Genomic DNA, 24,819 nt, shown 5'->3' with positions numbered 1-24,819 from the left:
CCTTGTTTGCGGGTAAAGGCCCGGCGTAGCGTCACCACGTCGCCCCCAAACGATCCGCACCATCATGAGGAGGCCGTCCATGTCCGAACACCCCAACGTCAACCCGGTCCGCGAGATCTACGACGCCATCGCCAAGGGCGAACTGGATTACATCCGCGACAGTCTGCTCGCCGATGAGGTGTCCTTCCACGTACCCGGCCGCGGCCCGCTCGCCGGAACGTACAAGGGCAAGGAAGAGGTACTCGGCTACCTGGCGAAACTCGCGAATCACACCGGGAACTCACTGCGCTACGACCCCGACACCTTCCTGGCCGACGACGGTCACGTCGCCGCCCTGCTGCGCATCAGGGGCGACCGCGACGGCAAGGAACTGGACGAGCGCGGCGTCCACGCCTTCCATGTCACGGACGGCAAGATCACCGAACGGTGGAGCTTCCCCTACGACACTCACGTCATCGACGAGTTCTTCGCGTAGGCGTCCGGGGCGTCCGGGGCGTCCGGGGCGTCCGGGGCGCCCGGGGCGCCCGGATCCCCGGCCCGGCGCGATGCGGGCCGCCACCTTCTTCGCGGTGGCCCGCGGCGCGATGACCGCCCGGTCCGCCCGGCTCGTGCCGGCGCGGGCCGGGCGGTCGTGGTGCCGCCGTCAAGCCTGCGCCTGCGCCTGCGACTCGGCGAACACGGCGAGATAGCCGTTGGCCATCTTCGCCCGCGCCGCGTAGACCTCCGGATCGTCCGGCGCGAACGTGGCCAGGCCGTCGACGTAGCGGTTGTACATGCAGAAGGCCGCCGCGATGAGCACCGTGTCGTGGATCTCGACGTCGGTCGCGCCCGCGGCGCGCGCGTCGGCCACCTGCCGCCGGGTGACCTTCTTCCCGCTCTCCTGCACCGACGCGGCGATGGCCAGCAGCGCTCTGAGCTTCTCGGAGACCGGGGCGGTCGACAGGTCGGCGCACACGTGCTCCACCAGCATCATGCCGTCGGGGGAGCGCACGGCGGCGAAGGCGGCATGGGTGTAGAAGCAGAACCGGCACTGGTTGAGCGCCGAGACATAGGCCGCGATCAGTTCGCGTTCCCCGCGGGTCAGCGTGCTGTCACCGCACAGCAGCACCTCCGACAGGGCGTTCAACGGAAGCGCCGCGTCCGGGCGGTACCGGAACAGGCCGCGGATCCCCGGTTCGTCGGAGTTCAGCGCGATGTGCGGCTCCTCGGGGCTCGGCGCGCCCAGTGGCACCAGGGGAGGCCGGGCGGGCCATTCCAGCCCACAGGACAATCCGGCCGTCTGGGGCAGGGACTCAAGGTCGACGGACACGTTCGAGCGGACAGGTAGGGCCAATGCGTTCGACATTGCGGATCCTTTCGGCAGCCAACTGAGCTCGCACGTTCCACTGTGCGCTCGGCCCCGTCCCCGCAGACAGAGGTACGGAGGTCAGCAAGCTGCCGGGGGACTTCCGTTTCCTGCAGGCCGCCCCCCCTTGACGTCCCCGGCGCGAGCAGGTCAGCACGGCGGGAGATGCGCCGGGCGGGGGTGGGAGTGAGGCTGGGAGAGCGGGTCATCCGAGCCGGGAGGGCGGCGACTGTGACGCAGGGCTTCTACCTGAAGGTGGTACGCGGCAACCCGACGGCCGAGGAGCTGGCCGCGCTGATCACGGTGCTCAGCGCGCGCGCCGCCTCGCGGACCGGCGGGGACTCCGGCGCACACCCGTCGCAGGGCGGCGCCGCCGACGCCGGCCACGCGCCGGAGACCGTCTCGGCGTGGCTGGACGGATCGCGCACGGCGCGCAAGCCGTCGGCTCCGAGCGCCAGTGCCGCGGCCTGGCGGGTCAGCGGCTGGGCCGGCTGACCGCTTTCGACATACTCGCTCGCGAGCCCCCGCATTCGCGGGGGCTCGCTGCTTTTCCGGTGCCTCGCACCGCCTACCGGGTCGCCGGGACGGCCTGCCGGAGGATCTTCGCCCGCGCCCGTAAGGCAGGCCATTACAGATCATGACTTAGCTTCGCAATACGGGAGATGTCGCGAAACTCCTTCGCATATCACCATTAAATGGTCCAGCTGAAGGTGAGGAACCGTCATCGGCTGACGGCGAAGACGAGGAGCATTATGCCTACCCTGTTCGGTTCATTGCGCAGGCTCGTGCTGACGCCGTCGCTGGCCGACGTGACATTCGGCGTGCGCGGCTTTCCAGCCGTCCCGTCGGAGGCGACGCGACGGCTGGAGGCCATCCCGCGGGCGGTGATCTGCGGGTTCGAATGGGGGATCGACGCGCGCGACCAGTGGGAGGTCGAGCGCCGCCTCGAACTGGTCGACCAGGAGCACCGGGGGTTCGCCTACGAGGGCGCGACGATGGCGTTCACCGTGCTGGACGCCATGGCCGGCGGGCGCGGCCACCGCACCCGCGACCTGCTGCTCGGCCCCGGGCAGCCGCACATCTTCCTCACCTACATCGGCATCGGCTTCGCCATGGCCCGCCTGCCCCGGCCGCTGTGGAAGAAGGTCATGCCCGACCTCAGCGGCTCGGCGTACTACCCCACGATGAGCTGGCTGGCCGTCGACGGCTACGGGTTCGACCGCGCCTACTTCGAGACCCCCCGCTGGGTGGACCAGCAGCGGGTGCCCGCGCCGTACGCCTGGGAGGGCGACCCCGAGTACTTCCTGCGGGCCGTCGACCAGGGCATCGGCCGCGCCCTGTGGTTCATCCACGGCGGCAACGTCCCCGGCATCGCGTCCCGCGTCGAGGGCTTCGCGGCCCACCGGCGGGCCGACCTGTGGAGCGGCGTCGGACTGGCCGCGACCTTCGCCGGCGGCTCGACGCCCGAGGGACTGGCCGCGCTGCGCCACGCCGCGGGAGAGTACCGGCCCGAGCTGGCCCAGGGCGTGGTCTTCGCCGCCAAGGCGCGTGACTTCTCCGGCTTCGTGCCCGAGCACACCGAGGCGGCCACCTCGGTGCTGGCCGAGCTGTCGATGGAGGCCGCCGTCGCGCTGGCCGACGCCACAGCGGTGGAGGCGGGCCCCGGCGCCGTGCCGGCCTACGAGCTGTGGCGGCGCGCGGTGCGCGCGCACTTCGTCACCGCCGGCGAGCGCATCCCAGGCTGACCGCCGCCGTCGTCTCCTTTTCCGCCGGCGCCGGCCGGCGGAAAAGGTCATTCCCGCATGCGCGGGATCAGACCCCATAAGGGTGCGGAGGTCATTTCCGCATGCCCGGGAAACGGAAATGGTGCCACGTCGAGTGAGCACGTTTGAAGTGGACCCGAAGTAGCCCGATATGGCTACATTTAACCACAGATTATCCCGCGGAGCAGGGAAACCCCCGGGGGAGGGAGAGGGAATTGGCCAGCCTTCTGAGATCATTGAGGCGACGAATTATCACGCCGAACATCTCCGAGACGAAACTCGCGACGCGTGGTTTCCATGTGAAGAACGCCGAAGCCCGCGATCTGCTCGAAACGGTCGGCGAGATGTTCCTCACCGGCTACGCCTACGCGGCAGAGGCCCGTACGCCGGCCGAGGCGGAGGAGCGGCTGGAGCAGATCCCCCGGCGGTTCCGCGGCTTCGCCTACGAGGGCGCCGGCATGGCCTACGCCATCCTCGACGCCACGCCGCTGGCGACCAGCGGCAAGGTCGCCGCCAGCCTGGCCGGCCGGGGCGACGCCCAGGTCTACCTGATCTACGTCGGCGTCGGCTGGGCCATGGCGCGACTGCCCCGCGTGCTGTGGTCGAAGATCCACGCGCCCGACCCGCTGCTGCGGTGGCTGGCGCTGGACGGATACGGCTTCCACCAGGCCTACTTCCGCACCCAGCAGTACGTGCACGAGCAGTACCAGGACCCGCGCTTCCCGTGGCCGAAGGACGGCACGTCCGCGTACGCGAACCGCGTCATCGACCAGGGCATCGGCCGGGCGCTGTGGTTCGTCGGCGGAACCGACGTCGAGGTCGTCAGCTCGCTGATCGCCAAGTTCCCCGAGCAGCGGCGCGGCGACCTGTACGCCGGCGCCGGCCTGGCCGCGACCTACGCCTGCGGCGCCGAGGAGGACGAGCTGCGCAGGTTCGCCGAGCTGGCCGGCCCGTACCGTCCCCAGCTCGCGCAGGGCTCGGCGTTCGCCGCCGAGGCGCGGGTGCGGCCCGGCCTGGTGGTCCCCGCCACCGAGATCGCCACGCGCGTGTTCTGCGGCGTCCCGCCCGAGCAGGCGGCGCGCATCAGCAACGAGTCACGTCCCGACCAGCCGATTCAGGGTGATGTGCCGGCCTATGAGGTGTGGCGGCAGCGCATCGCCGACCAATTTGTCTCTCTTGGAGGTGTTAGCCGGTGACCGCGACCCTTGGCTGGCTGCGCAGGCAGCTACCGGGAATCGTCGCTCTCGTGCTGATCGTGAGCGTTTTCTCGATAGCCCGCCTGCCGTCCTACTCCGCGGCCGAGACCGCGACCATCGCGAGCAAGTTCTCGTTCAAGCCGTTGTCCATCGCGCTGCCCAGCGGTTACGCGCAGCAGACGATCCGCAAGGTGAACAAGGACTACACGCACATCGACGCCTGGATCTCCTCGGTCGGCGCGGCCATCGCCATGAACGACCTCGACGGCGACGGGCTGTCCAACGACCTGTGCCTGGTGGACACGCGCATCGACCAGGCCGTGGTGACGCCCACGCCCGGCGCGCGCGGCAACCGGTACGCGCCGTTCGCCCTGAACCCGGCCGGCCTGCCGATGAACGACACGATGGCGCCGATGGGCTGCGTCCCCGGTGACTACAACGAGGACGGCCGCATCGACCTGCTGGTCTACATGTGGGGCCGCACCCCGATCGTGTACCTGGCCAAGCCGGGCGCGACCAAGCTGGACGCCGCCGCCTACCAGGCCGTCGAGCTGGTGCCCGGCGCCAACTCCACCAACGGCAAGTACACCGGCCCGAAGTGGAACACCAACGCCGCCACCGTCGCCGACTTCGACGGCGACGGCCACGACGACATCTTCATCGGCAACTATTTCGCCGACAGCCCCGTCCTGGACCCGAACGCCAACGGCGGCGTGCACATGAACCACTCGATGTCCGACGGCCACAACGGCGGCGAGGACTACTTCTTCCGCTGGACCGGCTCCAGCACCGGCGCCACCCCCTCGGTCACCTACGAGTGCGTCGACAACGTGCTGTCGAAGGAGGCCTCCAAGGGCTGGGAGCTCGGCGCCGCGGCCACCGACCTGAACGGCGACCAGCTCCCCGAGCTGTACCTGGCCAACGACTTCGGCCCCGACCGGATGTTCTACAACCGGTCCACCCCCGGGCACATCAAGCTCTCGCCGGTCACCGGCGTCCGTTCGCCGATCATCCCCAAGTCCAAGACGGTCGGCAACGACTCCTTCAAGGGCATGGGCGTCGACTTCGGCGACCTGAACCACGACGGCCTGTACGACATGTTCGTCAGCAACATCACCACCTCGTGGGGCATCGAGGAGAGCAACTTCCAGTACATGAACACCGCCAAGGACCAGGCGGACCTGACCGCGAAGCTGAGCGAGGGCGTGGCGCCGTTCAAGGACGTGAGCGCGCCGTCGGGCACCGCGTGGTCCGGCTGGGGCTGGGACATCAAGATGGCGGACTTCAACAACAGCGGCGACCTGCAGATCGCGCAGGCCACCGGGTTCGTCAAGGGACAGACCGACCGCTGGCCGCAGCTCCAGGAGCTCGCCACCGCCAACGACCAGCTCCTGCAGAACCCCTTCTGGTGGCCCAACGCCCGCGCCGGCGACGACATCGGCGGGCACCAGACGCTGCACTTCTTCGTCAAGGGCCCCTCGGGCCGCTACGTCGACATGGCCAAGGAACTCGGCCTGGCGATCCCCACGCCGACCCGCGGCATCGCCACCGGTGACGCCGACGGCGACGGCCGCCTGGACTTCGCCGTGGCCCGCCAGTGGGACGAGCCGGTGTTCTACTCCAACCAGAGCCCCGACACCGGTGCCTACCTCGGCCTGAAGCTGTTCCGCGACACCCCCGCCTCCCCGGGCGCGCTCCCCGCGGCCGGCTCGCCGGTCACCGGCGCGCAGGTCTGCGTCAAGACCGCCGACGGGCGCACCTACGTCGCCCGCGTCGACGGCAGCAGCGGCCACTCCGGCCGGCGTTCCACCGACGTGCACATCGGCCTCGGCCAGAACGTCACCGGACCGCTGACGGTGAACGTCAAGTGGCGCGACCGCACCGGCCAGGTACACGCCCAGGACCTCCAGCTCGCCACGGGCTGGCACACGCTCGAGCTCGGCCAGCAGGCCAAGGAGAAGTGATCGACATGGCTGAGTCAAAGCCCAGCGCGGCCGAGTCCAAGCCCGCCGCGCCGCCGCGCCACGACCCCAAGGTCGTCACCGCGCTGCGCAACTTCGCGATCTCGATTTCGGTCTTCAACATCTTCGGCTACACCGTGCTGGGCTTCGAGCAGCCCTGGCTGTGGCCGTTCATCGCCCTGGCCACCGGGTACGCCACCGAGATCGGCCTTGAGATCATCGGCGCCAAGGTCGAGGGACGCCAGCCGCGCTTCAAGGGCGGCGGCTTCAAGGGCCTGATGACGTTCCTGTACCCGGCGCACATCACCAGCCTCGCGATGAACATGCTTACGTATGTCAACGACCAGATCTGGGTGCTGTTGTTCGGCATCGTCGTCGCGGTCGGCGCCAAGTGGGTGCTCCGGGCGCCGGTCAAGGGCCGGCTGCGGCACTACATGAACCCGTCGAACTTCGGCATCGCGGTCATCCTGCTGCTGTTCCCCTGGGCCAGCATCGCCCCGCCGTACCACTTCACCGAGCACACCGACACGTGGTTCGACTGGATCATCCCCTGCATCATCATCCTCGGCGGCACGATGCTGAACGGCAAGCTGACCAACAGGATGCCGTTGATCATGGGGTGGGTCGGCGTCTTCGCGCTCCAGTCGATCGTGCGCGGGCTGATCTTCGGCACCTCCATCCCCGCCGCGCTCGGCATGATGACCGGCGTCGCGTTCGTGCTGTTCAGCAACTACATGATCACCGACCCTGGCACCAGCCCCTCCAGGCCCGCCATGCAGGTGCTCTTCGGCGGCAGCGTCGCCGCGCTGTACGGACTGCTGACCGCGATCCACATCTCCTACGCCCTGTTCTTCGCCACGGCCGGCGTCTGCGCCATCCGCGGCGGGTTCTTCTGGGCGGCCCACTTCGTACACAAGGCGCGCGACGAGCGCGAGGCCCAGGCGGCGCTCAAGGCGGTGGCGGAGTTCCCCGTCGACCAGGTGCCCGCCCCGGACAAGAAGGTCGCCACGGTATGACCAGGATCGCGATCGTCGGCATGGCGTGCCGATACCCGGACGCCGCGTCGCCCAGAGACCTCTGGGAGAACGCCATCGCCGGTCGCCGTGCCTTCCGCAGACTGCCCGACGTGCGGATGCGGCTGGAGGACTACTGGAACGCCGACCCGGCGCATCCGGACACCTTCTACGCCCGCACGGCGGCGGTCATCGAGGGGTACGAGTTCGACCGCGTCGGCTACAAGATCGGCGGCAGCACGTACCGCTCGACCGATCTGACGCACTGGCTCGCCCTTGACACGGCGGGCCGGGCGCTGGCGGACGCGGGCTTCCCCGCGGCGGAGGGACTGCCGCGGGAGCGCACCGGCGTGGTCGTCGGCAACACCCTGACCGGCGAGTTCACCCGCGCCAACGTGATGCGGCTGCGCTGGCCGTACGTGAAGCGCACCGTCGCCGCCCAGCTCAAGGAGCAGGGCTGGGACGACGACCGGCTCGCCACCTTCCTCGCCGACCTGGAGGTCACCTACAAGGCGCCCTTCCCCGGCATCGACGAGGACACCCTGGCCGGCGGTCTGGCCAACACCATCGCCGGCCGCATCTGCAACTACTTCGACCTCAACGGCGGCGGCTACATCGTCGACGGCGCCTGCTCCTCCTCGCTGCTGTCGGTCACGACGGCCTGCAAGGCGCTGCAGGACGGTGACATCGACGTGGCCATCGCGGGCGGCGTCGACCTTTCCATCGACCCGTTCGAGATCGTCGGCTTCGCCAAGACCGGCGCCCTGGCCAAGAGCGAGTTCCGCCTGTACGACCGGCACTCCAACGGCTTCTGGCCGGGTGAGGGCTGCGGCATGATCGTGCTGATGCGCGAGGAGGAGGCCGTCAAGGCCCGCCGCCGCGTCTACGCCACGATCGCCGGGTACGGCATCTCCTCCGACGGCAAGGGCGGCATGACCCGGCCCGAGGTCAGCGGCTACAAGCTCGCGCTGAGGCGTGCCTACGAGCGGGCCGGGTTCGGCATCGAGACCGTCGAGCTGTTCGAGGGCCACGGCACCGGCACCGCGGTCGGCGACGCCACCGAGCTGCGGGCGCTCACCGAGGCCAGGGCCGAGGCCGACCCCTCGGCCACCCGCGCGGCGGTCACCTCCATCAAGGGGATGATCGGCCACGCCAAGGCCGCCGCCGGCGTCGCCGGGCTCATCAAGGCCGCCATGGCCGTGCACGAGCAGGTGCTGCCCCCGGCCATCGGCTGCGTCGAGCCGCACGAGGTGCTGACCGACGAGGGGGCGACGCTGCGCGCGCTGCGCAAGGCCGAGCCCTGGCCGGCCGGCGCCCCCGTGCGCGCGGGCATCACCGCCATGGGCTTCGGCGGCATCAACACCCACGTCGTGCTGGAGAAGACCGGTCCGAGGAAGCGCGCGCCGCTCTCGACGCGCACCCGCACCCTGGCCGCCTCGCTCCAGGACGCCGAACTGCTGCTCATCGACGCCGCCTCGCCCGAGGCGCTGCGCGAGCGGGTCGCCGAGCTGGCCGGCTTCGTCATCACGGTGTCCTACGCCCAGCTCGCCGACCTGGCCGCCACCCTCCAGCGCGACCTGCGCGACCTGCCCTACCGCGCCGCCGTGATCGCCTCCTCTCCCGAGGACGCCGAGCGGCGGCTGGGCACCGTGCTGGAAGCCCTGGACGCGGGCGAGACCCGCCTGTTCAGCCCCGAGGGCAAGGCCTTCTTCGGCCACGCCGACGGGCCGGGCCGGGTGGGCTTCCTGTTCCCCGGGCAGGGGTCGGGACGGGGCACCAGCGGCGGCGCGCTGCGCCGGCGCTTCCCCGACGTCGAGGAGATCTACCTCCAGGCGGCGCTGCCGACCAGCGGCGACATGGTCGCCACGGCCGTGGCCCAGCCGCGCATCGTCACCGGGTCGATGGCCGGGCTGCGCGCCCTGTCCACGATCGGCGTGGAGGCCGACGTCGCCGTCGGGCACAGCCTCGGCGAGATCTCGGCGCTGCACTGGGCCGGGGCGCTGGACGAGGAGGGCCTGCTGCGCGTCGCCGGCGTCCGCGGCAAGGCCATGACCGAGCACAGCGCCTCGGGCACCATGGCCAGCGTCCGCGCGACGCCGGACACGGTGACCGAGCTGGCCGGCGAGCTGCCGGTCGTCATCGCCGGGTACAACGGCCCGGAGCAGACCGTGATCGCCGGTCCGCTCGACGCCATCGAGGCGTTCGGCCGCAAGGCCGCCGACGCCGGGCTGAAGTGGACCAAGCTCGCGGTGTCCCACGCCTTCCACTCGCCGCTGGTCGCGCCGGCCGCCGAGGCATTGGACGCCTACCTGGCCGAGGAGGAGTTCGGCCCGGTCGCCCGTCCGGTGGTCTCCACGGTGACCGGGGAGACGCTCCAGCCCGACACCGACGTCCGCGCCCTGCTGCGCGACCAGATCACCGCCCCCGTCCTGTTCACCCAGGCCGTCGAGGCGGCGGCCAAGGACCTGGACCTGCTGGTCGAGGTCGGCCCCGGCCGGGTGCTCAGCGGCCTGGCCGCGTCGGTGACCGAGGTGCCGGCGCTCGCGCTGGACACCGACGACGAGTCGCTGACCGGCCTGCTCAGGGTCGCCGGCGCCGCGTACGTCGCCGGCGTGCCGATCGTGCACGACGAACTGTTCCACGGCCGGCTCGTCCGGCCGCTGGAGGTCGGCGCCGAGTTCACCTACTTCCAGAACCCGACCGAGCAGGCGCCGAAGGTGCAGATCAACGGCACCGTCCAGCAGCGCGTCGCCCAGCCGGTGGCGCCGGTCGCCTCCGAGACCGCCGGGCCGGTGGGCGAGGGCGGCGAGTCGAGCATCGACCTGCTGCGGCGCCTGGCCGCCGAGCGGGCCGAGCTGCCGCTGGAGATGGTCGGCGAGGACAGCAGGCCGCTGGACGAGCTGCACCTCAGCTCGGTCACCGTCATGCACATCATCGACCAGGCCACCCAGCGGCTCGGCGTGCCCGCCTCCAAGGCCCCGACCAACCTCGCCACCGCGAGCCTGCGCGAGCTTTCGGAGGCGCTGGACGCGCTGGTCGCCGGCGCCGACGGCGAGCAGCCCGCCCCCGCCTCGGCGGTGGCCGGCGCGGCGCCCTGGGCGCGGCCGTTCAGCGTCGACCTGGACGTCCTTCCCCTCCCGGCGCGCACCTCCCCGCAGGAGAACGGCCCCTGGCAGCTCTACACGGCCGGGGACGCACCCCTCGCCGGGGCGCTGCGCGAGGCGCTCGAACGCGGGAAGGTCGGCTCCGGCATCCTGGTGGTGCTGCCGCCCGGCTGCCAGGAGGAACACCTGGAGCAGGCGCTGCTCGGCGCCAAGTCGGCGGTCGCCGCCGCCCCGGGCACCCGGTTCGTCCTGGTCGAGCACGACCGCGGCGCCGCCGGGCTGGCCAAGACGCTGCAACTGGAGGCCCCGCACCTGCGCACCACCATCGCGCACGTGCCGGCGACCCCCGAGGCGGTCGGCTGGGTCGTGCAGGAGGTGGCGGCCACCACGCGCTTCTCCGAGGCGTTCTACGACGCCGAGGGCGTGCGGCGGGTGCCGACCCTGCGGGCCATGCCGGTGAGCCCGGCCCGCACCGAGCACCCGCTGGGCGAGGGCGACGTCCTGCTGGTCACCGGCGGAGGCAAGGGCATCACCGCCGAGTGCGCCCTGGCCGTCGCCTCCGACAGCGGGGCCAAGCTCGCCATCCTCGGCCGCTCGGACCCGGCCGCCGACGCCGAGCTCGGCGACAACCTGCGCAGGATGGCCGACTCCGGGGTCGCCGTCCACTACGCCAGGGCCGACGTCACCGACGCCGCCGCGGTGCGCGCCGGGATCGCCGAGCTGGAGGCCGCCCTCGGGCCGGTCACCGCCGTGCTGCACGGCGCCGGCCGCAACGAGCCCAGCGGGCTGACCACGCTGGACATGGCCGCCTTCCGGCGCACCTTCGCCCCCAAGATCGACGGCCTGCGCAACGTGCTGGACGCCGTCGAGCCGGGCCGGCTGCGCCTGCTGGTGACCTTCGGCAGCATCATCGGCCGCGCCGGGCTGCACGGCGAGGCGCACTACTCCACAGCCAACGACTGGATGGCCGGCCTCACCCGCGAGGTGGGGGAGGCGAACGAGGGCTGCCGCGCCATCTGCATGGAGTGGTCGGTCTGGTCGGAGGTCGGCATGGGCGAGAAGCTCTCGGTCGTCGAGGGCCTGTCCCGCCAGGGCATCGTCCCGATCGCCCCCGACCAGGGCGTGCGGATCATGCGGCGGCTCGTCGCCGACCCCGACGTCCCGCCGGTCGTGGTGATCAGCGGGCGCACCGAGGGCATCGACACCGTCCGCCGCGACCTGCCCGAGCTGCCGCTGCTGCGCTTCGTCGACAAGGCGCTCATCCGCTACCACGGCGTCGAGCTCGTCACCGAGGCCGAGATGAGCGCGGGCACCGACCTCTACCTGGCCGATCACCTCCTGGACGGCAACCTGCTGTTCCCGGCGGTGTTCGGCATGGAGGCCATGGCGCAGGTCGCCTCCGCCGCCACCGGCGAGCAGAGGGCTCCGGTCATCGAGGAGGCCGAGTTCCTGCGGCCGATCATCGTGCCGCCGGAGGGCAGCACCACCGTCCGCGTCGCCGCGACCGTCGTCGAGGACGACACGGTGCAGGTGGCCATCCGCAGCGCGGAGACCGGGTACGAGGTCGACCACTTCCGCGCCCGGCTGCGCTACACCGATCAGGCCGCCCCGGACGGGCCGCCGGCCCAGATCGGCGAGGGCCTGCCGGCCGTCCCGCTCGACCCGGCGACCGAGATGTACGGCGACACGCTGTTCCAGGGCGGCCGGTTCCACCGGCTGCGCCGCTACCACCGGGCCGCCGCCCGCCACGTCGACGCCGACGTGGCCGCCGTGGACGCGCGCGACTGGTTCGCCGGGTACCTGTCCGGCGAGCTGCTGCTCGGCGACCCCGGCATGCGCGACGCGCTCATGCACGGCAACCAGGTCTGCGTCCCCGAGGCCACCCTGCTGCCGGTGGGCATCGAGCGCATCTGGCCCGGCGGCGCGGCCCTGGCCGACGCGGGGCAACTGCGCTACTGCGCGACCGAGCGGTTCCACGAGGGCGACACCTACATCTACGACATCGCCGTGCGCACCGCGTCCGGTGAGGTCGTCGAACGGTGGGAGGGCCTGCGCCTGCAGGCGGTCCGCAAGAAGGACGGCCGTGGCCCGTGGGTCGCCCCGCTGCTCGGGTCCTACCTGGAGCGCACGGTGGAGGACCTGACCGGGACCCGCGCCGCGGTCGCCGTCGAGCCGTGGTCCGGCGCCGACGACGATCTGACGGCCGTGGCCGCGGGACGCGCCCTCGGGCGCGCCGCCGAGGTCCGCCAGGGCGCCGACGGGCGGCCCGAGATCGACGGCGGGCGCACGCTCTCGGCCGCCCACGGCGCCGGGGTCACCCTGGCCGTGGTGTCCGAGGGCCTGACCGGCGCCGCCGTCGAGCCGGTCGCCGAGCGGACCCCGCAGGAGTGGGCCGAACTGCTGGGCGCGCACGCGCCCCTCGCCGAGCGGCTCGCCGCCGCGACCGGCGAAGGGTACGACACGGCCGCGACGCGGGTGCTCGCCGCCGCGGGAGCACTGCGCGCCGCCGGCGTCCTGCCGAGCGCGCCGGTCACCCTCACCCCCGAGGTGCGGGGCGCCTGGGCGGTGCTCGCCTGCGGAGGCGGTCACGTCTCGACGCTCGTCACGACCCTCAGGGACGCCCCCGGCCCGGTCGTGTTCGCCGTCCTCACCGAGGGACGGTCGTAGGGCATGGGGGTTTCGGCGCGGAAGGGCCGCCCTCACCGGGCGGCCCGGTCCCACACGGAAGGGCGGTCCTAGCCCGATGGGCAAGTACTACGAATACCTGCACACGGTCGGCTTCGAAGAGACCAACATCGTGGGGAACGTCTACTACGTCAACTACCTGCGCTGGCAGGGACGCTGCCGGGAGATGTTCCTCAAGGAGCGGGCGCCGGAGGTGCTCGCCGACCTCCAGGACGACCTGAAGCTGTTCACGCTGAAGGTCGACTGCGAGTTCTTCGCCGAGATCACGGCCTTCAGCGAGCTGTCCATCAGGATGCGGCTGCAGGAGCTCGCCCAGACGCAGGTCGAGTTCAGCTTCGACTACGTCCGGCTCGACCCCGACGGATCCGAGGTGCTGATCGCCCGGGGCCGCCAGCGGATCGCCTGCATGCGCGGGCCCAACACCCGCACGGTCCCGTCCAGGGTCCCCGACGCCTTGGCACGGGCGCTCGAACCGTATGCCTCATAGGCGCGGCCCCCGACAGTCAGCCAGGAGGACAGCGTGAACGTCGAACAATCCACGCGGACCCGCCCGGTGGCGGACGCGAAGTCGCTGCGGCGCGCGTTCGGGACGTTCGCCACCGGCGTCACCGTGGTGACGACGGGCGGCGCCGTCCCGCACGCCATGACCGCCAACTCCTTCACCTCGGTCTCGCTCGACCCGCCTCTGCTGCTGGTCTGCGTCGACCGGGGCGCGATGATGCACCAGTGCCTCACCGACACCGGCCACTTCGGGGTGTCGGTGCTGGCCGCGCACCAGGAGCCCGAGGCGATGCACTTCGCCAACCGCTGGCGTCCCCTGGGCGCGGCCCAGTTCGAGAAGGTCGACTGGGTTCCCGGCGAGGAGACCGGCGCGCCGCTGCTCACCGGCACCCTCGCCAGCTTCGAGTGCGAGGTGTGGCGCACCTACGACGGCGGCGACCACACCATCTTCATCGGCAGGGTCATCACCCTGCTGCAGCCGACCGACCGGGACGGCCTGCTCTTCTTCAAGGGCAAGGTGCGCCAGATGAGCCCCGACTGGAGCGAGGTGCCGCAGTGACCCTTACCGGACCCAAGGCCGGACCGGCGCGCGAGGGCGGCGAGGCGTCCGGGCGGGCGCCGTCCGCCCGCCGGGTGCCTCCGGGCCCCCCGCTGTGGGCGGGGCCGGGGCTGTTCAAGAAGCTCGCCGGCGACCGGCTCGCGCTGATGAACCTGGCCGCCACCTACGGGGACGCGGCCAGGCTGCGCATCGGGCCGAAGACTCTGTACTTCTTCAACCATCCCGACCACGCCAAGCATGTGCTGGCCGACAACAGCGGCAACTACCACAAGGGCGTGGGACTGGTCCAGGCACGGCGCGCCATCGGCGACGGCCTGCTGACCAGCGAGGGCGAGCTGTGGCGCAAACAGCGCCGCATGATCCAGCCGGTGTTCCAGAACAAGCGGATCTCCCGGATGGACCAGGTCATCGCCGCGGAGGCGGCCGGGCTGGTGGAGCGACTGCGCTCGCACACCGGCGGCGATCCGGTCGACGTCGTGCAGGAGATGACCTGGCTCAGTCTCGGTGTGCTCGGGCGCACCCTGCTCGACGCCGACCTCGGCGCGTTCAGCTCGATCGGCCACTCCTTCGAGGCCGTCCAGGACCAGGCGATGTTCGAGCTCATCACGCTGAGCAAGGTGCCGATGTGGGTGCCGCTGCCCAAGCAGCTGCGCTTCCGCCGCGCCCGCGCCGAGCTGCAGCGCATCGTCGACCACCTGGTCGCCGACCGGCTGGCCCGCCCCGAGGGCCTCGGCGACGACGTCGTCTCCCGCCTGATCGGCTCCACCCGGCAGGAGGCCGACCCGCGCGTCGGCAGGCAGCGCATGCGCGACGAGCTGGTCACCCTGCTGCTCGCCGGGCACGAGACCACGGCCAGCACGCTGGCCTGGACCTTCCACCTCATCGACCGGCACCCCGAGGTCCGCGAGCGGTTGCGCGCCGAGGCGGTCGAGGTGCTCGGCGACCGGCTGCCGGTCTTCGAGGACCTGACCAGGCTGCGGTACACCGCGATGGTGGTCGAGGAGGTCATGCGGCTCTACCCGCCGGTGTGGATGCTGCCCCGGGAGGCGCAGGGCGACGACGAGGTCGGCGGCTACCACGTGCCGGCCGGGTCCGACGTGCTGATCAGCCCGTACACGCTGCACCGGCATCCGGCGTTCTGGGACCGGCCGGACCGGTTCGACCCCGAGCGGTTCGACCCGGACCGGCCGGTGAACCGGCCGCGGTACGCCTACATCCCCTTCGGCGCCGGTCCGCGGTTCTGCGTCGGCAACCACCTGGGGATGATGGAGGCCACGTTCGTCATCGCCATGGTCGCCCGCGACCTGCGGCTCACCCAGCTCCCCGGGCACGAGGTGGTCGCCGAGCCCATGCTGTCCCTGCGGGTGCGGGGCGGCCTGCCGATGACCGTCCACCCCGCCTGACGGAGGACGCACGAAAGGCGGGCGACCCCTTGGAGGGGGCGCCCGCCTTTCTCTGGCTCTCGGTCACCGGATCTCGGTGGATCAGTGGATCAGCTGGGGGACCTGCACCGGCAGCAGGTCGCGCAGGGCGAGCAGCACGGGCGGGTCCAGGGTGCGCATCGGGCGCAGCGACAGGTCGGCGACCTTGGTGTGGGTTCCGGGGCGGACGGTGATCGGGCCGTGGCGGCCGATGCAGACGGCGGTGTCCCCGCCGGGGGCGTGGTCCAGGGCGTCCTCGCGGCCCGGCGCGATGGCCTGGGCCATCACGTGCCACTCGCCCTGCGGGACGTCCTCCAGCACGTACGGGCCCGGCCGGCGCAGGACCGTGAAGCGGACGGGCCGGCCTTCGAGGATGCGGTCGGGGAACAGCCCGGCGAAGATCGGCTGGTCCTCCAGCGGGGAGAAGATGTCCCCTCTGATCGTCGTGGTCACCTGCTCGGTCACCGGCGGCTCCTCCAGGCCGTCGAACGGCGTGTCGTGCGCGGCGATCTTGAGCTGGCGGTACTTGGTCGGGGAGACCCCGACGCTGCTGGTGAACCGGGAGCTGAAGGTCCCCACACTGGAGTACCCCACCCGGTGGCTGATGTCGGTGACGGTCAACGAGGTGGAGGCCAGCAGTCGCTTTGCCTCCTGCAGCCGCACCGCGGACAGGAAACGGCCGGGCGACAATCCGGTGACCCGCTGGAAAACGCGGGAGAAGTGGAACTTGCTGAACATCGCCGTACGCGCCATGTCATTGATGGTCAGCGGCTCGCCGAGGTTTTCGTGCATGCTCCTGACGACACGAAGGACGGCTTGTTCGATTGCGCTATCCATTGCTCCTCCCGTGCATTGGAGGTGTTGCCGGAATAGACCCCGAATCGCCACGGGAGAACTCGTCCTCGAGAGTCTCCGTCATCTGCTCACACCTCACTGCAGTGAATGGACCCCACCCGGTCACCGTGTGAATTTCCGGGAAAGACGACGCTCGACGACGATGCATCGACGGCACTCGGCCATGTCATCAGAATTGGCGTCCGTAACCTTCTGCGACAACCCCTAAGCCCCCCCTGCCTGCAGATATCCACTTTTCGGGGCCCCTGCGGGGAGGAAATGTGAAAGCAACTCAGAAGATGCGACGGGGGCGGGAGTGCCTGAACGTTGAACTGGTCAGCCGTCGCCCGGGACCGACGAAGGGAACCCGTATGCCGTCGCCAACCCCCGAGGGGAAAGACGCCAGGACGATGACGCTCGAAGCGTTCGCGGACACGATCGTCCCCGGCGAGAAGCGCTCGCCGGACGACCGGGCCATCGCCGGAGCCGCCGAGGGCGGCGGAGCGGTGCAGGCCGGCGCCATCGAGCTGCTGGAGTGGGACGCGACCGGTCTGTCCGAGAGCCTGGACGGCTTCTCCTCCGCCCTCGACGCCCACGCCGGCGCCTACGCCGCCGAGCACGGCCTCACCCTGGACGAGTCCGTCCCGCCGTTCGTCGCGCTGCCCTTCGAGCACCGCACCGCCCTGGTACAGCAGCTGACGACACCCGGCCACCCCGAGAAGGCCCTGTGGGTCAGCCTGGCCCTGTTCAGCAACATGGCCTTCGACTCGGCGGCGCACATGCACACCGCCGACGCGCTCGCCCAGGGGCACCCCGGCCTGATCGCGCTGGGCATCGAGAAGCCCGGCCCCGACGGCCTGTGGCGGTTCGACGAGTACACCTACGGCCGGCCGCTGGCCCGCCTGCACCCGGCCACGACCCCCTCAGGGAGCCCCGCATGAGCAGCACCGAACGCACCGACGTCCTCGTGGTCGGCAGCGGCTTCGGCGGCGCGATCGCGGCCTACCACCTCGCCGCGGGCGGCGCCAAGGTCGTCGTGCTCGAACGGGGGCCGTGGCTCACCGGCAAGGACTTCGACCAGGACTTCAAGCTCGGCTCGTCCTACACCCGGGCCTTCGACTTCGTCGTCGGCGACGGCATGAGCATCCTCGGCGGCAACTGCGTGGGCGGCGGCAGCGTCGTGTACTTCGCCGCGATGCCCCGCGCGCCGCGCTTCGTGTTCGAGCGCCACGGCAGCATCGGCCGGCGCATGTGGCCCGCCGCCATCAGCCGCGACACCCTTGAGCCGTGGTACGACCGGGTGGCGGAGTCCATCCCGATCTACCAGCAGGGGTGGAACGACGTCTCCTACGCGGGCGGCCTGTGGGCGGCGGCGTGCGACCACGCCGGCCGCACGGCCAACCCGGTGCCGGTCGCCGTCGACCCGACCCAGTGCGTGAACTGCAACTGGATGATGGCCGGGTGCCGCTTCGACGCCAAGAAGTCGCTGCTGTTCACCTACCTGCCCGCCGCGCTGTCGCACGGCGCCGAGATCCGCCCGCTGCACGAGGTGCAGCACATCTCCCGCACCGACGACGGCGGCTACCGCGTGCACTACCAGGTCGTCGACGACGAGGACTACCGGCTCACCACGGGCGAGGGCACGATCGACGCCAAGATCATCGTCCTGGCGGCCGGGGCCGGCGCCACCCCCGTCATCCTCCAGCGCAGCGAGCCCCACCTCGGCGCGATGCCGCACGGGGTCGGCCGGTACTTCTCCGGCAACGGCGAGCGGCTCAACACCGCGATACTCAACGAGGACAAGGTGCGCGACGTCCTCGGCCTCGAGCGCGGCAACGGCCTGGCCTACGAGGCCAACCAGATCGGCAGAGGGCCGGTCGTCGCCAACTGGGACCGCCTGGACGGCTCGCTGCCCGAATTCGAGCGCTTCTCGCTGGAGCAGCTCTACTTCCCGCCGGGCCTTGGCACCATCCTCGCCCAGGTCCCCGGCGCCGAGGGCGTGAGCTGGTTCGGCGTGGACAAGAAGGAAGTGCTCAAGCGCTGGCGCTCCTGGCTGATCATCTTCCAGATGATCGAGGACAACAACGAGGGCGTCTTCGGCCCGCCGCCGGCCCGCGGCAACGCCGACCGGCTGTCGCAGCAGATGCTCGGCGTCGGCCGCCTGCGCTACGACCCGACCCCGCAGACGCTGCGCGCCTGGGCTCTGGCCGACGCCGAGTGCAAGGACATCCTCGAGCGCGACGGGCTGGCCGAGGTCGCCGCGTGGACCAACGACGTGGTCGGCGCCTACACCGTCCACCCGCTGTCGTCCTGCCGCATCGGCGACGACCCGGCGACCTCCGCGCTGGACGACCGCCACGAGGTGCGCGGACACCCCGGCATCTTCGTCACCGACGGCTCGGCCGTTCCCGGAGCGCTCACCGTCAACCCGGCGATGACCATCTCCGCCCTGGCCGAGCGCGCCATCCCCGGCATCGTCGCCGCCGCCCGCGAGCGCGGCGTCGAGGTCACCTACGGCGCCCCGGCACCCAACGGCGGCGTCGCCGCCCGCAAGGCCGCCGCCCCGCTCATCCCCGAACTGATGCGCAGGTGAACGGGCGGGTCCCGGCGGGCGGAGAGAGGGAGCGATGGGCAAGCTGCTGACCCGGGTGACGCTGCCCGGGGTGCTGGCGCAGATCCGGCACGTCACGCCGGTGCACCCGGACGCGGCCGAGGGCCTGACCGCCCGCGTGTACGCGCAGGCCGGGCGGGACTTCGGCATGCTGGCTCCGCCGATCGTCCTGCACTCGCCCGCCCCCGAGCCGCTCGCCGCCGCCTGGGGGATCCTGCGCGAGTCGCTCCTGGCCGCCGGGACCGTGGAACGGTCGGTCAAGGAGGCGGTCGCCACCGCGGTGTCGGCCGCCAACGCCTGCCCCTACTGCGTCGACGTGCACCGCGCCACCATGGACGGCCTGGTGGCGGGCGGGCCGGCGCGCGAGATCGCCGACGCCCGCGCCGAGGCGATCGCCGACCCGGCTCTGCGCCGGGTGGCCGCGTGGGCGCTCGCCGGCGGCACCCGCGCCGGGGCCGCCGGGCACGCCCCGCCCGAGCCGCCGGAGCGGACCCGCGAGCTGGCCGCGGTCGCGGTGACCTTCCAGTACCTCAACCGCATGGTCAACGTCTTCCTCGGCGAGTCCCTGCTGCCGCCGCAGGTGCCCCGCAGGGCGCGCGGCCCGTTGATGCGGATGTTCGGCCTGGTCATGCGCCCGGCCGCCCGCAGGGCCGCCGCGCCGGGCGCGTCGCTGGTGCTGCTGCCTCCCGCGCCGCTGCCCGCCGACCTGGCGTGGGCGGAGGGCACCGCGTTCATCGCCGGCGCGTTCGCGCGGGCCGCCGCCGCGATGGACCGGGCCGGCCGCCACTCGGTGCCCGAGCCGGTCCGCGAGCTGGTGACCGCGGAGCTTTCGGCCTGGGACGGCGAGCCGCCCGGGCCGAGCCGCGCCTGGGCGGGCGCCGCCGTGTCCGCCCTGCCGGCCGGCCTGCGCCCGGCCGGCCGGCTCGCGCTGCTGACCGCCAAGGCGTCCTACCAGATCGACCCCTCGGTCGTCGCCGACTTCCGCGCCGAGACGCCCGGCGACCGCGCCCTGGTCGAGCTGACGTCCTGGGCGAGCTTCGCCGCGGCCCGCCGCGTCGGCGCCTGGCTCCGCACCACGACGCCGTCCCCTTCGCCGTGACCGGCGACCGGGCGGCGCCGGCCGTCCGCACGGCCGTCACCGGCCACCTCACCCGGACCGGCGCACGGTGATCCGGCATGACCGACGACCACCCACCAGTGACCAGTGAGAGGAGAGACACGTGTCCGAACTGGATGCCGTGCTCGCAGACCTGACCGCGGAAGGTGAGCAACTCGACGACCTGGTCGCCGGCCTCACCCCCGACCAGTGGCGGCTGCCCACCCCCGCCGAAGGATGGACGGTGGCCGACCAGATCGCCCACCTGGCGTTCATCTTCCGCATCGCCGGCACCGCGGCCGCCGACCCCGAGAAGTTCAAGGCCATCGCCGCGGGCGCCGAGCACGACTTCAACGGCGCGGTGAACGCCGCGCTGGCCGACTACGCAGGCGACACCCCCGAGGTGCTGCTGGCCCGCTGGCGCGCCGAGCGCGCGTTCGTCGTCGACGCGCTCGCGGGCGTCCCCGCCGGCCAGGTGGTGCCGTGGCTGGTCAACCCGCTGCCGCCGATCATCCTGACCTGCGCGGGCATCATGGAGCAGTTCGCCCACGGACAGGACATCGCCGACGCCGTCGGGGCGACCCTGGAGCGCACCGACCGCATCAAGCACCTGGTGATCTTCGCGATCCTGACCAAGGACTTCGGCTACCAGGCGCGCGGGCTCACCCCGCCGCCGGTGGAGTTCCGCTGGGAGCTCACCGCCCCGTCCGGCGAGCTGTGGGCCTTCGGCCCCGAGGACGCCGAGCAGCGCATCACCGGCCCGGCCGTGGACTTCTGCCTGCTGGCCACCCGGCGCCGCCACCGCGACGACCTCGCCGTCACCGCCGTCGGCCCCGACGCCGACCACTGGCTGGACATCGCCCAGTGCTACCGCGGCCCCGCGGGCACCGGCCGCACCGCCGGCCAATTCGCCCCCGCCGCCGTGTAGCGCTCGCGGGACCACAGAAGACCTCACCGGGACGACGCCGGTGAGGTCTTTCCCATGCCCGTTTCTCCGAGCACCTGGCATTCCCCTCGCCTTCCCTCTCTTCGTGACGCGCATTCGGACGTCATGGGGGTCGTTGTGCGGGTCTTCCTTTTCCGCCGGGCGCGGGTGGCATTTCGGTGCGGAGGGCCAGTGGGACGGTGACAGGAAATGGATCGCGGTCGGCAACTTGCTGCCTTCCTTCTCCGCCTTCTCCGGCGCCCTGATGGCGCACAGTTGGTGATGCGGGACGGTTCTCCGGAAATCCCGCCCGGCCGATCATCCGAAGCGGCGAGAAGACGAACAGGGAAAAGGGGAGCGACGTCATGGTGATCACCACGATCGCGGGCGCCACGCCATCGCACGTCAAGGCGGCCGGCACACCGGGCTCGCCCGCGGTCCGCCGCGTCACGGTCATCGGCACCGGTGTGATCGGCACCTCGGTCGCGCTCGCCCTGCGCGGCGCCGGCGTGCAGGTGGCGCTGTCGGACCGGGACGCCGCCTCGCTGGCCCAGGCGGTGCGCATGGGCGCGGGCGTGCCGCTTCGGCCGGGCACCCCGCCCGCCGACGTCGTGGTCATCGCCACTCCGCCGTCCACCGTGGTCCCCGTCCTGCGCGACGCGCAGGCCCGTGGCCTCGGCGCCGCCTACACCGACGTGGCCAGCGCCAAGGGCCGCATCGCCGCCGAGGCGGAGCCCGCCGGCTGCGACCTGGCGAGCTTCGTCCCGGGACACCCGATGGCGGGCCGCGAACTGTCGGGCCCCGCCGCCGCCCGCGCGGAGCTGTTCGCCGGCCGCCCCTGGGCCCTGTGCCCGCACGCCGGCACCTCGCCGGAGGCGGTCGCGCTGGTGGCCCGCCTGGTCGAGATCTGCGGCGCGGAGGCCCAGGTGGTCGCCCCCGGCGCCCACGACCAAGTGGTGGCCGCCGTCTCGCACGCGCCGCACGTGGTCTCGGCCGCGCTCGCCGCCCACTTCGCCGCCGCGGACGACACGACGTTGTCGCTGGCCGGGGCGGGGCTCGGGGACACCACCCGCATCGCCGGCGGCGCCCCGTCCCTGTGGTGCGACATCCTGCTGCAGAACGCCGAGCCGGTCGCGGCCGTGCTGGAGGCGGTGGCGCTGGAGCTGGCCGCGGCGGCGGGCGCCCTGCGCGCCGGCGGCGCCACCGCGTCCGGCGTGCTGGCCGATCTGCTCGTCCGGGGCAACCTCGGGCGCGAACGCATCGTCGAGGCGGCTTCGTCGAGCCGCGCGCGGGCCGCGGCCTCCGCTCACGAGCCCGCCGCCCAGGCCGCCCCCGCGGTGCCCCTGCGGGCCGCCCGGGCCGCCGCCCCCGCGCCGTTGCGGGCCGCGTGAACGGCGCGTTTCCGATGACGTTTCCGATGACAGAGCATTTTGGAAGAAGTGCCGCCCGGTGAGCGAGGAGACAATGCTGGGGGAGAGCATGGGCGGATGGCCGTGGCCCGGCCACCGCCGGCGGAAAGGAGCGTGCCGACCAGCATGACAAGACGGCTTGACTTGGAGTTACCGAGGAGGTTTCGCCCTATGGCGTCCACCGGTGGCCAAGTTTGGAGTGAATCGCGTCGGCTGGTGTCGGTGTGTCCTTTCCTGACGCGCTCTGACCGGTTTGTTAGGCCGGCAGGGCGGTCCGGTGATTTCCTCGCTTTCTCTCTTCTCAGGCGGGGTGTGCGGGAATGCCGCTCGGTGTCCCGCCGCGTCCTCTGGTGGCGTTCCCTGGGCGCTCCGTTCGTCCGGGTCCCTCCCACCCCGCAGGCGCCGCCCGCGTGATCACCCGATCTCGGATCCCTGGGGAAGGGGGCGCCGCTGCTGGAAGTCCATGGCCGGTACGCCTCGTCCTCCGGGACGGTCCCGTCCCCCGGGAGCAGGAAGACCGGTCCGATAGCGAGCACAGCCCTGTAAAGCGCAGCACCCGGCTCAAGCGGCCACGCCGCTGGTGTGCGGCCGACGAAGAGAGGACAAGATAGTGACCGACGAAGTGCGGCTGAAGGCCGGACGACGGGAGTGGGTGGGCCTGGCGGTGCTGGCCCTGCCCGCCATCCTCGTCGCCCTGGACATTTTCGTGGTGCTCCTGGCGCTACCCGAGGTGAGCGCGAAGCTCGGCGCCAACAGCACCCAGCAGCTCTGGATCGTGGACATCTACGGGTTCATGGTCGCGGGCTTCCTCATCACCGCGGGCAACCTCGGCGACCGCATCGGCCGCCGCAAGCTGCTCCTCATCGGCGCGGCGGCGTTCGGCCTGGCCTCCATCGTGGCCGCCTACTCCACCAGCGCCATCACGCTCATCATCGCGCGGGCCGTGCTCGGCATCGCCGGCGCCACCCTCGGCCCGTCCACGCTCTCGCTGATCAGCAACATGTTCCGCGACGACAAGCAGCGCGCGACCGCGATCGGCGTGTGGGCCGGGTCCTTCTCCATCGGCGCGATCATCGGCCCGGTCGTCGGCGGCGTGCTGCTGGAGCACTTCTGGTGGGGCTCGGTCTTCCTGCTGGGCGTGCCGCCGATGGTGCTGCTGCTCATCGCCGGCCCGATCCTGCTGCCCGAGTACCGCAACCCCGACGCAGGCAAGATCGACTTCACCAGCGTGGCGCTGTCCCTCGCGGCGGTCCTGCCGGTCATCTACGGCATCAAGGAGCTCGCCCGCACCGGCTGGAACACCATCCCGCTCGTCGCCCTGGTGTTCGGCCTGGTCATGGCGGTGGTGTTCCTGCGCCGTCAGCGCGCGCTCAGCGACCCGCTGCTCGACCTGCGGCTGTTCACCAACAAGATGTTCAACACCGAGCTGGGCAGCATGCTGCTCTACAGCGCGCTCACCGGCACCACGATGCTGTTCATCGCCCAGTACTTCCAGACCGTGGCGGGCATGACGCCCCTGCAGGCCGGCCTCGGCCTGCTCCCCGGCCTGCTGCTCGGCATCGTCAGCGTCACCGTGGGCCCGCAGCTCGGCGGCCGCTTCAAGCCCGCCCACCTCATCGCGGGCGGCCTGGTCATCGTGGTGGCCGGCCTGACGATCCTCAGCTTCTCCACCTCGGCGGCCGGCATGATCATCGGCTACGCCGTCTGGTGCCTCGGCGGCGGCCCGCTGCTCACCCTGGGCATGGGGCTGGTCGTCGGGTCCGTCCCGCCGGAGAAGGCCGGTTCGGCGTCGTCGCTGGCGCAGATCTCCAACGAGTTCGGCTACGCGCTCGGCATCGCCACGGTCGGCACCATCGGCACCCTGGTGTACCGCACGCAGGTCGCCGACGCCATCCCCGCCGGCGTCCCCGCCGCCGCGGCCGGAGCGGCGCGCGAGAGCGTCTCCGGGGCCGCGGCCGCGGCCGGCGGCCTGCCGGGGCAGGTCGCCGATACGTTGCTCGCCCCCGCCCATGCGGCCTTCACCAGCGGCCTGCACGTGGTGGCGGCCATCAGCGCCCTGGTCGTCCTCGGCGTCGCCATCCTCAACGCCGTCGTGCTGAAGGACCTGCCCGCCTTCGGGCAGCCTCCGGCCGGTCAGGACGGCGGCGAGGCCGGCGGCCCGTCACAGGCGGCCGGCGAGGCCCAGCCCGGCGGAGCGTCCGACGGCGAGGCGCACGCGAGTGCGCAGGCGTCGCGCGACCAGGTCGCCGTGGCCGGACACGAGTCCTAGCGCTCGCGCCGGGAGCCTGGCGGAGCATCGCGAGGCTCCCGGCGACACCGGGACGCGCCACGCGCCCCACGGGCGCGCCACGCCGTCTCGATCCCGTCCTGCGATCTGCCGAACCGGTCGATCGCCG

General features: G+C 72.1%; 18 protein-coding genes. 16 read left to right on the top strand and 2 right to left on the bottom strand.

Annotation, left to right across the window (positions count from 1 at the left end):
• Positions 1–79 precede the first annotated feature (79 nt).
• Complete coding sequence (locus tag ABZT47_RS34485) at positions 80–475, top strand: nuclear transport factor 2 family protein (protein WP_354851782.1); 396 nt, start codon at positions 80–82, stop codon at positions 473–475.
• Positions 476–643: 168 nt separating this feature from the next.
• Here ABZT47_RS34485 and ABZT47_RS34480 read toward each other — a convergent pair whose 3' ends face one another.
• On the bottom strand, positions 644–1,345 hold the full coding sequence (locus tag ABZT47_RS34480) for a carboxymuconolactone decarboxylase family protein (protein WP_354851781.1): 702 nt from the start codon (positions 1,343–1,345) through the stop codon (positions 644–646).
• A gap of 231 nt (positions 1,346–1,576) precedes the next feature.
• Between ABZT47_RS34480 and ABZT47_RS34475 the strand changes: the two genes are divergently transcribed.
• From ABZT47_RS34475 to ABZT47_RS34435, 9 genes are all read left to right on the top strand, one after another.
• The gene (locus ABZT47_RS34475) at positions 1,577–1,840 is read left to right on the top strand and encodes an acyl-CoA carboxylase subunit epsilon (RefSeq protein WP_354851779.1); all 264 of its coding nucleotides are present in this window, start codon (positions 1,577–1,579) and stop codon (positions 1,838–1,840) included.
• 257 nt (positions 1,841–2,097) lie between these two features.
• Complete coding sequence (locus ABZT47_RS34470) at positions 2,098–3,090, top strand: DUF1702 family protein (protein ID WP_354851777.1); 993 nt, start codon at positions 2,098–2,100, stop codon at positions 3,088–3,090.
• Positions 3,091–3,323: 233 nt separating this feature from the next.
• Entirely contained in the window at positions 3,324–4,304 is a 981-nt protein-coding gene (locus ABZT47_RS34465; RefSeq protein ID WP_354851775.1) for a DUF1702 family protein, read from the top strand.
• Positions 4,301–6,268 (top strand): CRTAC1 family protein, encoded by a 1,968-nt coding sequence (locus tag ABZT47_RS34460; RefSeq protein WP_354851773.1) that lies wholly within the window; start codon positions 4,301–4,303, stop codon positions 6,266–6,268. The genes ABZT47_RS34465 and ABZT47_RS34460 overlap by 4 nt, the downstream gene beginning before the upstream one ends.
• A 5-nt stretch (positions 6,269–6,273) precedes the next feature.
• Positions 6,274–7,281 (top strand): enediyne biosynthesis protein, encoded by a 1,008-nt coding sequence (locus ABZT47_RS34455; protein WP_354851771.1) that lies wholly within the window; start codon positions 6,274–6,276, stop codon positions 7,279–7,281.
• Positions 7,278–13,049, top strand: a complete 5,772-nt coding sequence (locus ABZT47_RS34450; protein ID WP_354851769.1) for a type I polyketide synthase — start codon at positions 7,278–7,280, stop codon at positions 13,047–13,049. Before ABZT47_RS34455 ends, ABZT47_RS34450 begins: the two co-directional genes overlap by 4 nt.
• A 76-nt stretch (positions 13,050–13,125) precedes the next feature.
• Positions 13,126–13,554, top strand: a complete 429-nt coding sequence (locus ABZT47_RS34445) for an acyl-CoA thioesterase (RefSeq protein WP_354851767.1) — start codon at positions 13,126–13,128, stop codon at positions 13,552–13,554.
• Between the two features lie 33 nt (positions 13,555–13,587).
• Complete coding sequence (locus tag ABZT47_RS34440; RefSeq protein ID WP_354851765.1) at positions 13,588–14,127, top strand: flavin reductase family protein; 540 nt, start codon at positions 13,588–13,590, stop codon at positions 14,125–14,127.
• The gene (locus ABZT47_RS34435) at positions 14,124–15,530 is read left to right on the top strand and encodes a cytochrome P450 (protein WP_354851764.1); all 1,407 of its coding nucleotides are present in this window, start codon (positions 14,124–14,126) and stop codon (positions 15,528–15,530) included. The genes ABZT47_RS34440 and ABZT47_RS34435 overlap by 4 nt, the downstream gene beginning before the upstream one ends.
• 81 nt (positions 15,531–15,611) lie before the next feature.
• On the opposite strand, the gene ABZT47_RS34430 is transcribed toward ABZT47_RS34435, so the two are convergent.
• On the bottom strand, positions 15,612–16,340 hold the full coding sequence (locus tag ABZT47_RS34430) for a helix-turn-helix transcriptional regulator (RefSeq protein ID WP_354851762.1): 729 nt from the start codon (positions 16,338–16,340) through the stop codon (positions 15,612–15,614).
• A gap of 452 nt (positions 16,341–16,792) precedes the next feature.
• Between ABZT47_RS34430 and ABZT47_RS34425 the strand changes: the two genes are divergently transcribed.
• The 6 genes from ABZT47_RS34425 to ABZT47_RS34400 all read left to right on the top strand — a co-directional run bounded on the left by ABZT47_RS34425 (position 16,793) and on the right by ABZT47_RS34400 (position 24,692).
• Positions 16,793–17,323 (top strand): DUF5987 family protein, encoded by a 531-nt coding sequence (locus ABZT47_RS34425; protein ID WP_354851760.1) that lies wholly within the window; start codon positions 16,793–16,795, stop codon positions 17,321–17,323.
• Positions 17,320–18,975 carry a GMC family oxidoreductase gene (locus ABZT47_RS34420; RefSeq protein WP_354851758.1) on the top strand — a complete coding sequence of 552 codons (1,656 nt, stop codon included), beginning with the start codon at positions 17,320–17,322 and terminating at the stop codon, positions 18,973–18,975. Before ABZT47_RS34425 ends, ABZT47_RS34420 begins: the two co-directional genes overlap by 4 nt.
• A 34-nt stretch (positions 18,976–19,009) precedes the next feature.
• Positions 19,010–20,092: a carboxymuconolactone decarboxylase family protein gene (locus ABZT47_RS34415; protein WP_354851756.1), complete on the top strand. Its 1,083-nt coding sequence runs from the start codon at positions 19,010–19,012 to the stop codon at positions 20,090–20,092.
• A gap of 121 nt (positions 20,093–20,213) precedes the next feature.
• Positions 20,214–21,017, top strand: a complete 804-nt coding sequence (locus ABZT47_RS34410; protein ID WP_354851754.1) for a TIGR03084 family metal-binding protein — start codon at positions 20,214–20,216, stop codon at positions 21,015–21,017.
• 362 nt (positions 21,018–21,379) lie between these two features.
• A complete protein-coding gene (locus tag ABZT47_RS34405; protein ID WP_354851752.1) occupies positions 21,380–22,405 on the top strand; it encodes a prephenate dehydrogenase in 1,026 nt (341 codons plus the stop codon).
• Between the two features lie 628 nt (positions 22,406–23,033).
• Entirely contained in the window at positions 23,034–24,692 is a 1,659-nt protein-coding gene (locus tag ABZT47_RS34400; protein ID WP_354851750.1) for an MFS transporter, read from the top strand.
• Positions 24,693–24,819 lie beyond the last annotated feature (127 nt).

Source organism: Sphaerisporangium sp. NPDC005289 (assembly GCF_040607455.1).
GTDB classification, from domain to species: domain Bacteria; phylum Actinomycetota; class Actinomycetes; order Streptosporangiales; family Streptosporangiaceae; genus Sphaerisporangium; species Sphaerisporangium rhizosphaerae.
Note: the sequence above shows the minus strand (reverse complement) of the source record. Positions and strands in the feature narration are given on the sequence as shown.

Excerpts from the sequence above, each read along its gene's own strand:
- ABZT47_RS34470 (WP_354851777.1), top strand. The coding sequence starts at position 2,098 with ATGCCTACCCTGTTCGGTTCATTGCGCAGGCTCGTGCTGACGCCGTCG.
- ABZT47_RS34415 (WP_354851756.1), top strand. The coding sequence starts at position 19,010 with ATGGGCAAGCTGCTGACCCGGGTGACGCTGCCCGGGGTGCTGGCGCAG.
- ABZT47_RS34425 (WP_354851760.1), top strand. The coding sequence starts at position 16,793 with ATGACGCTCGAAGCGTTCGCGGACACGATCGTCCCCGGCGAGAAGCGC.
- ABZT47_RS34485 (WP_354851782.1), top strand. The coding sequence starts at position 80 with ATGTCCGAACACCCCAACGTCAACCCGGTCCGCGAGATCTACGACGCC.
- ABZT47_RS34480 (WP_354851781.1), bottom strand. The coding sequence starts at position 1,345 with ATGTCGAACGCATTGGCCCTACCTGTCCGCTCGAACGTGTCCGTCGAC.
- ABZT47_RS34455 (WP_354851771.1), top strand. The coding sequence starts at position 6,274 with ATGGCTGAGTCAAAGCCCAGCGCGGCCGAGTCCAAGCCCGCCGCGCCG.
- ABZT47_RS34405 (WP_354851752.1), top strand. The coding sequence starts at position 21,380 with ATGGTGATCACCACGATCGCGGGCGCCACGCCATCGCACGTCAAGGCG.
- ABZT47_RS34420 (WP_354851758.1), top strand. The coding sequence starts at position 17,320 with ATGAGCAGCACCGAACGCACCGACGTCCTCGTGGTCGGCAGCGGCTTC.
- ABZT47_RS34445 (WP_354851767.1), top strand. The coding sequence starts at position 13,126 with ATGGGCAAGTACTACGAATACCTGCACACGGTCGGCTTCGAAGAGACC.
- ABZT47_RS34430 (WP_354851762.1), bottom strand. The coding sequence starts at position 16,340 with ATGCACGAAAACCTCGGCGAGCCGCTGACCATCAATGACATGGCGCGT.
- ABZT47_RS34450 (WP_354851769.1), top strand. The coding sequence starts at position 7,278 with ATGACCAGGATCGCGATCGTCGGCATGGCGTGCCGATACCCGGACGCC.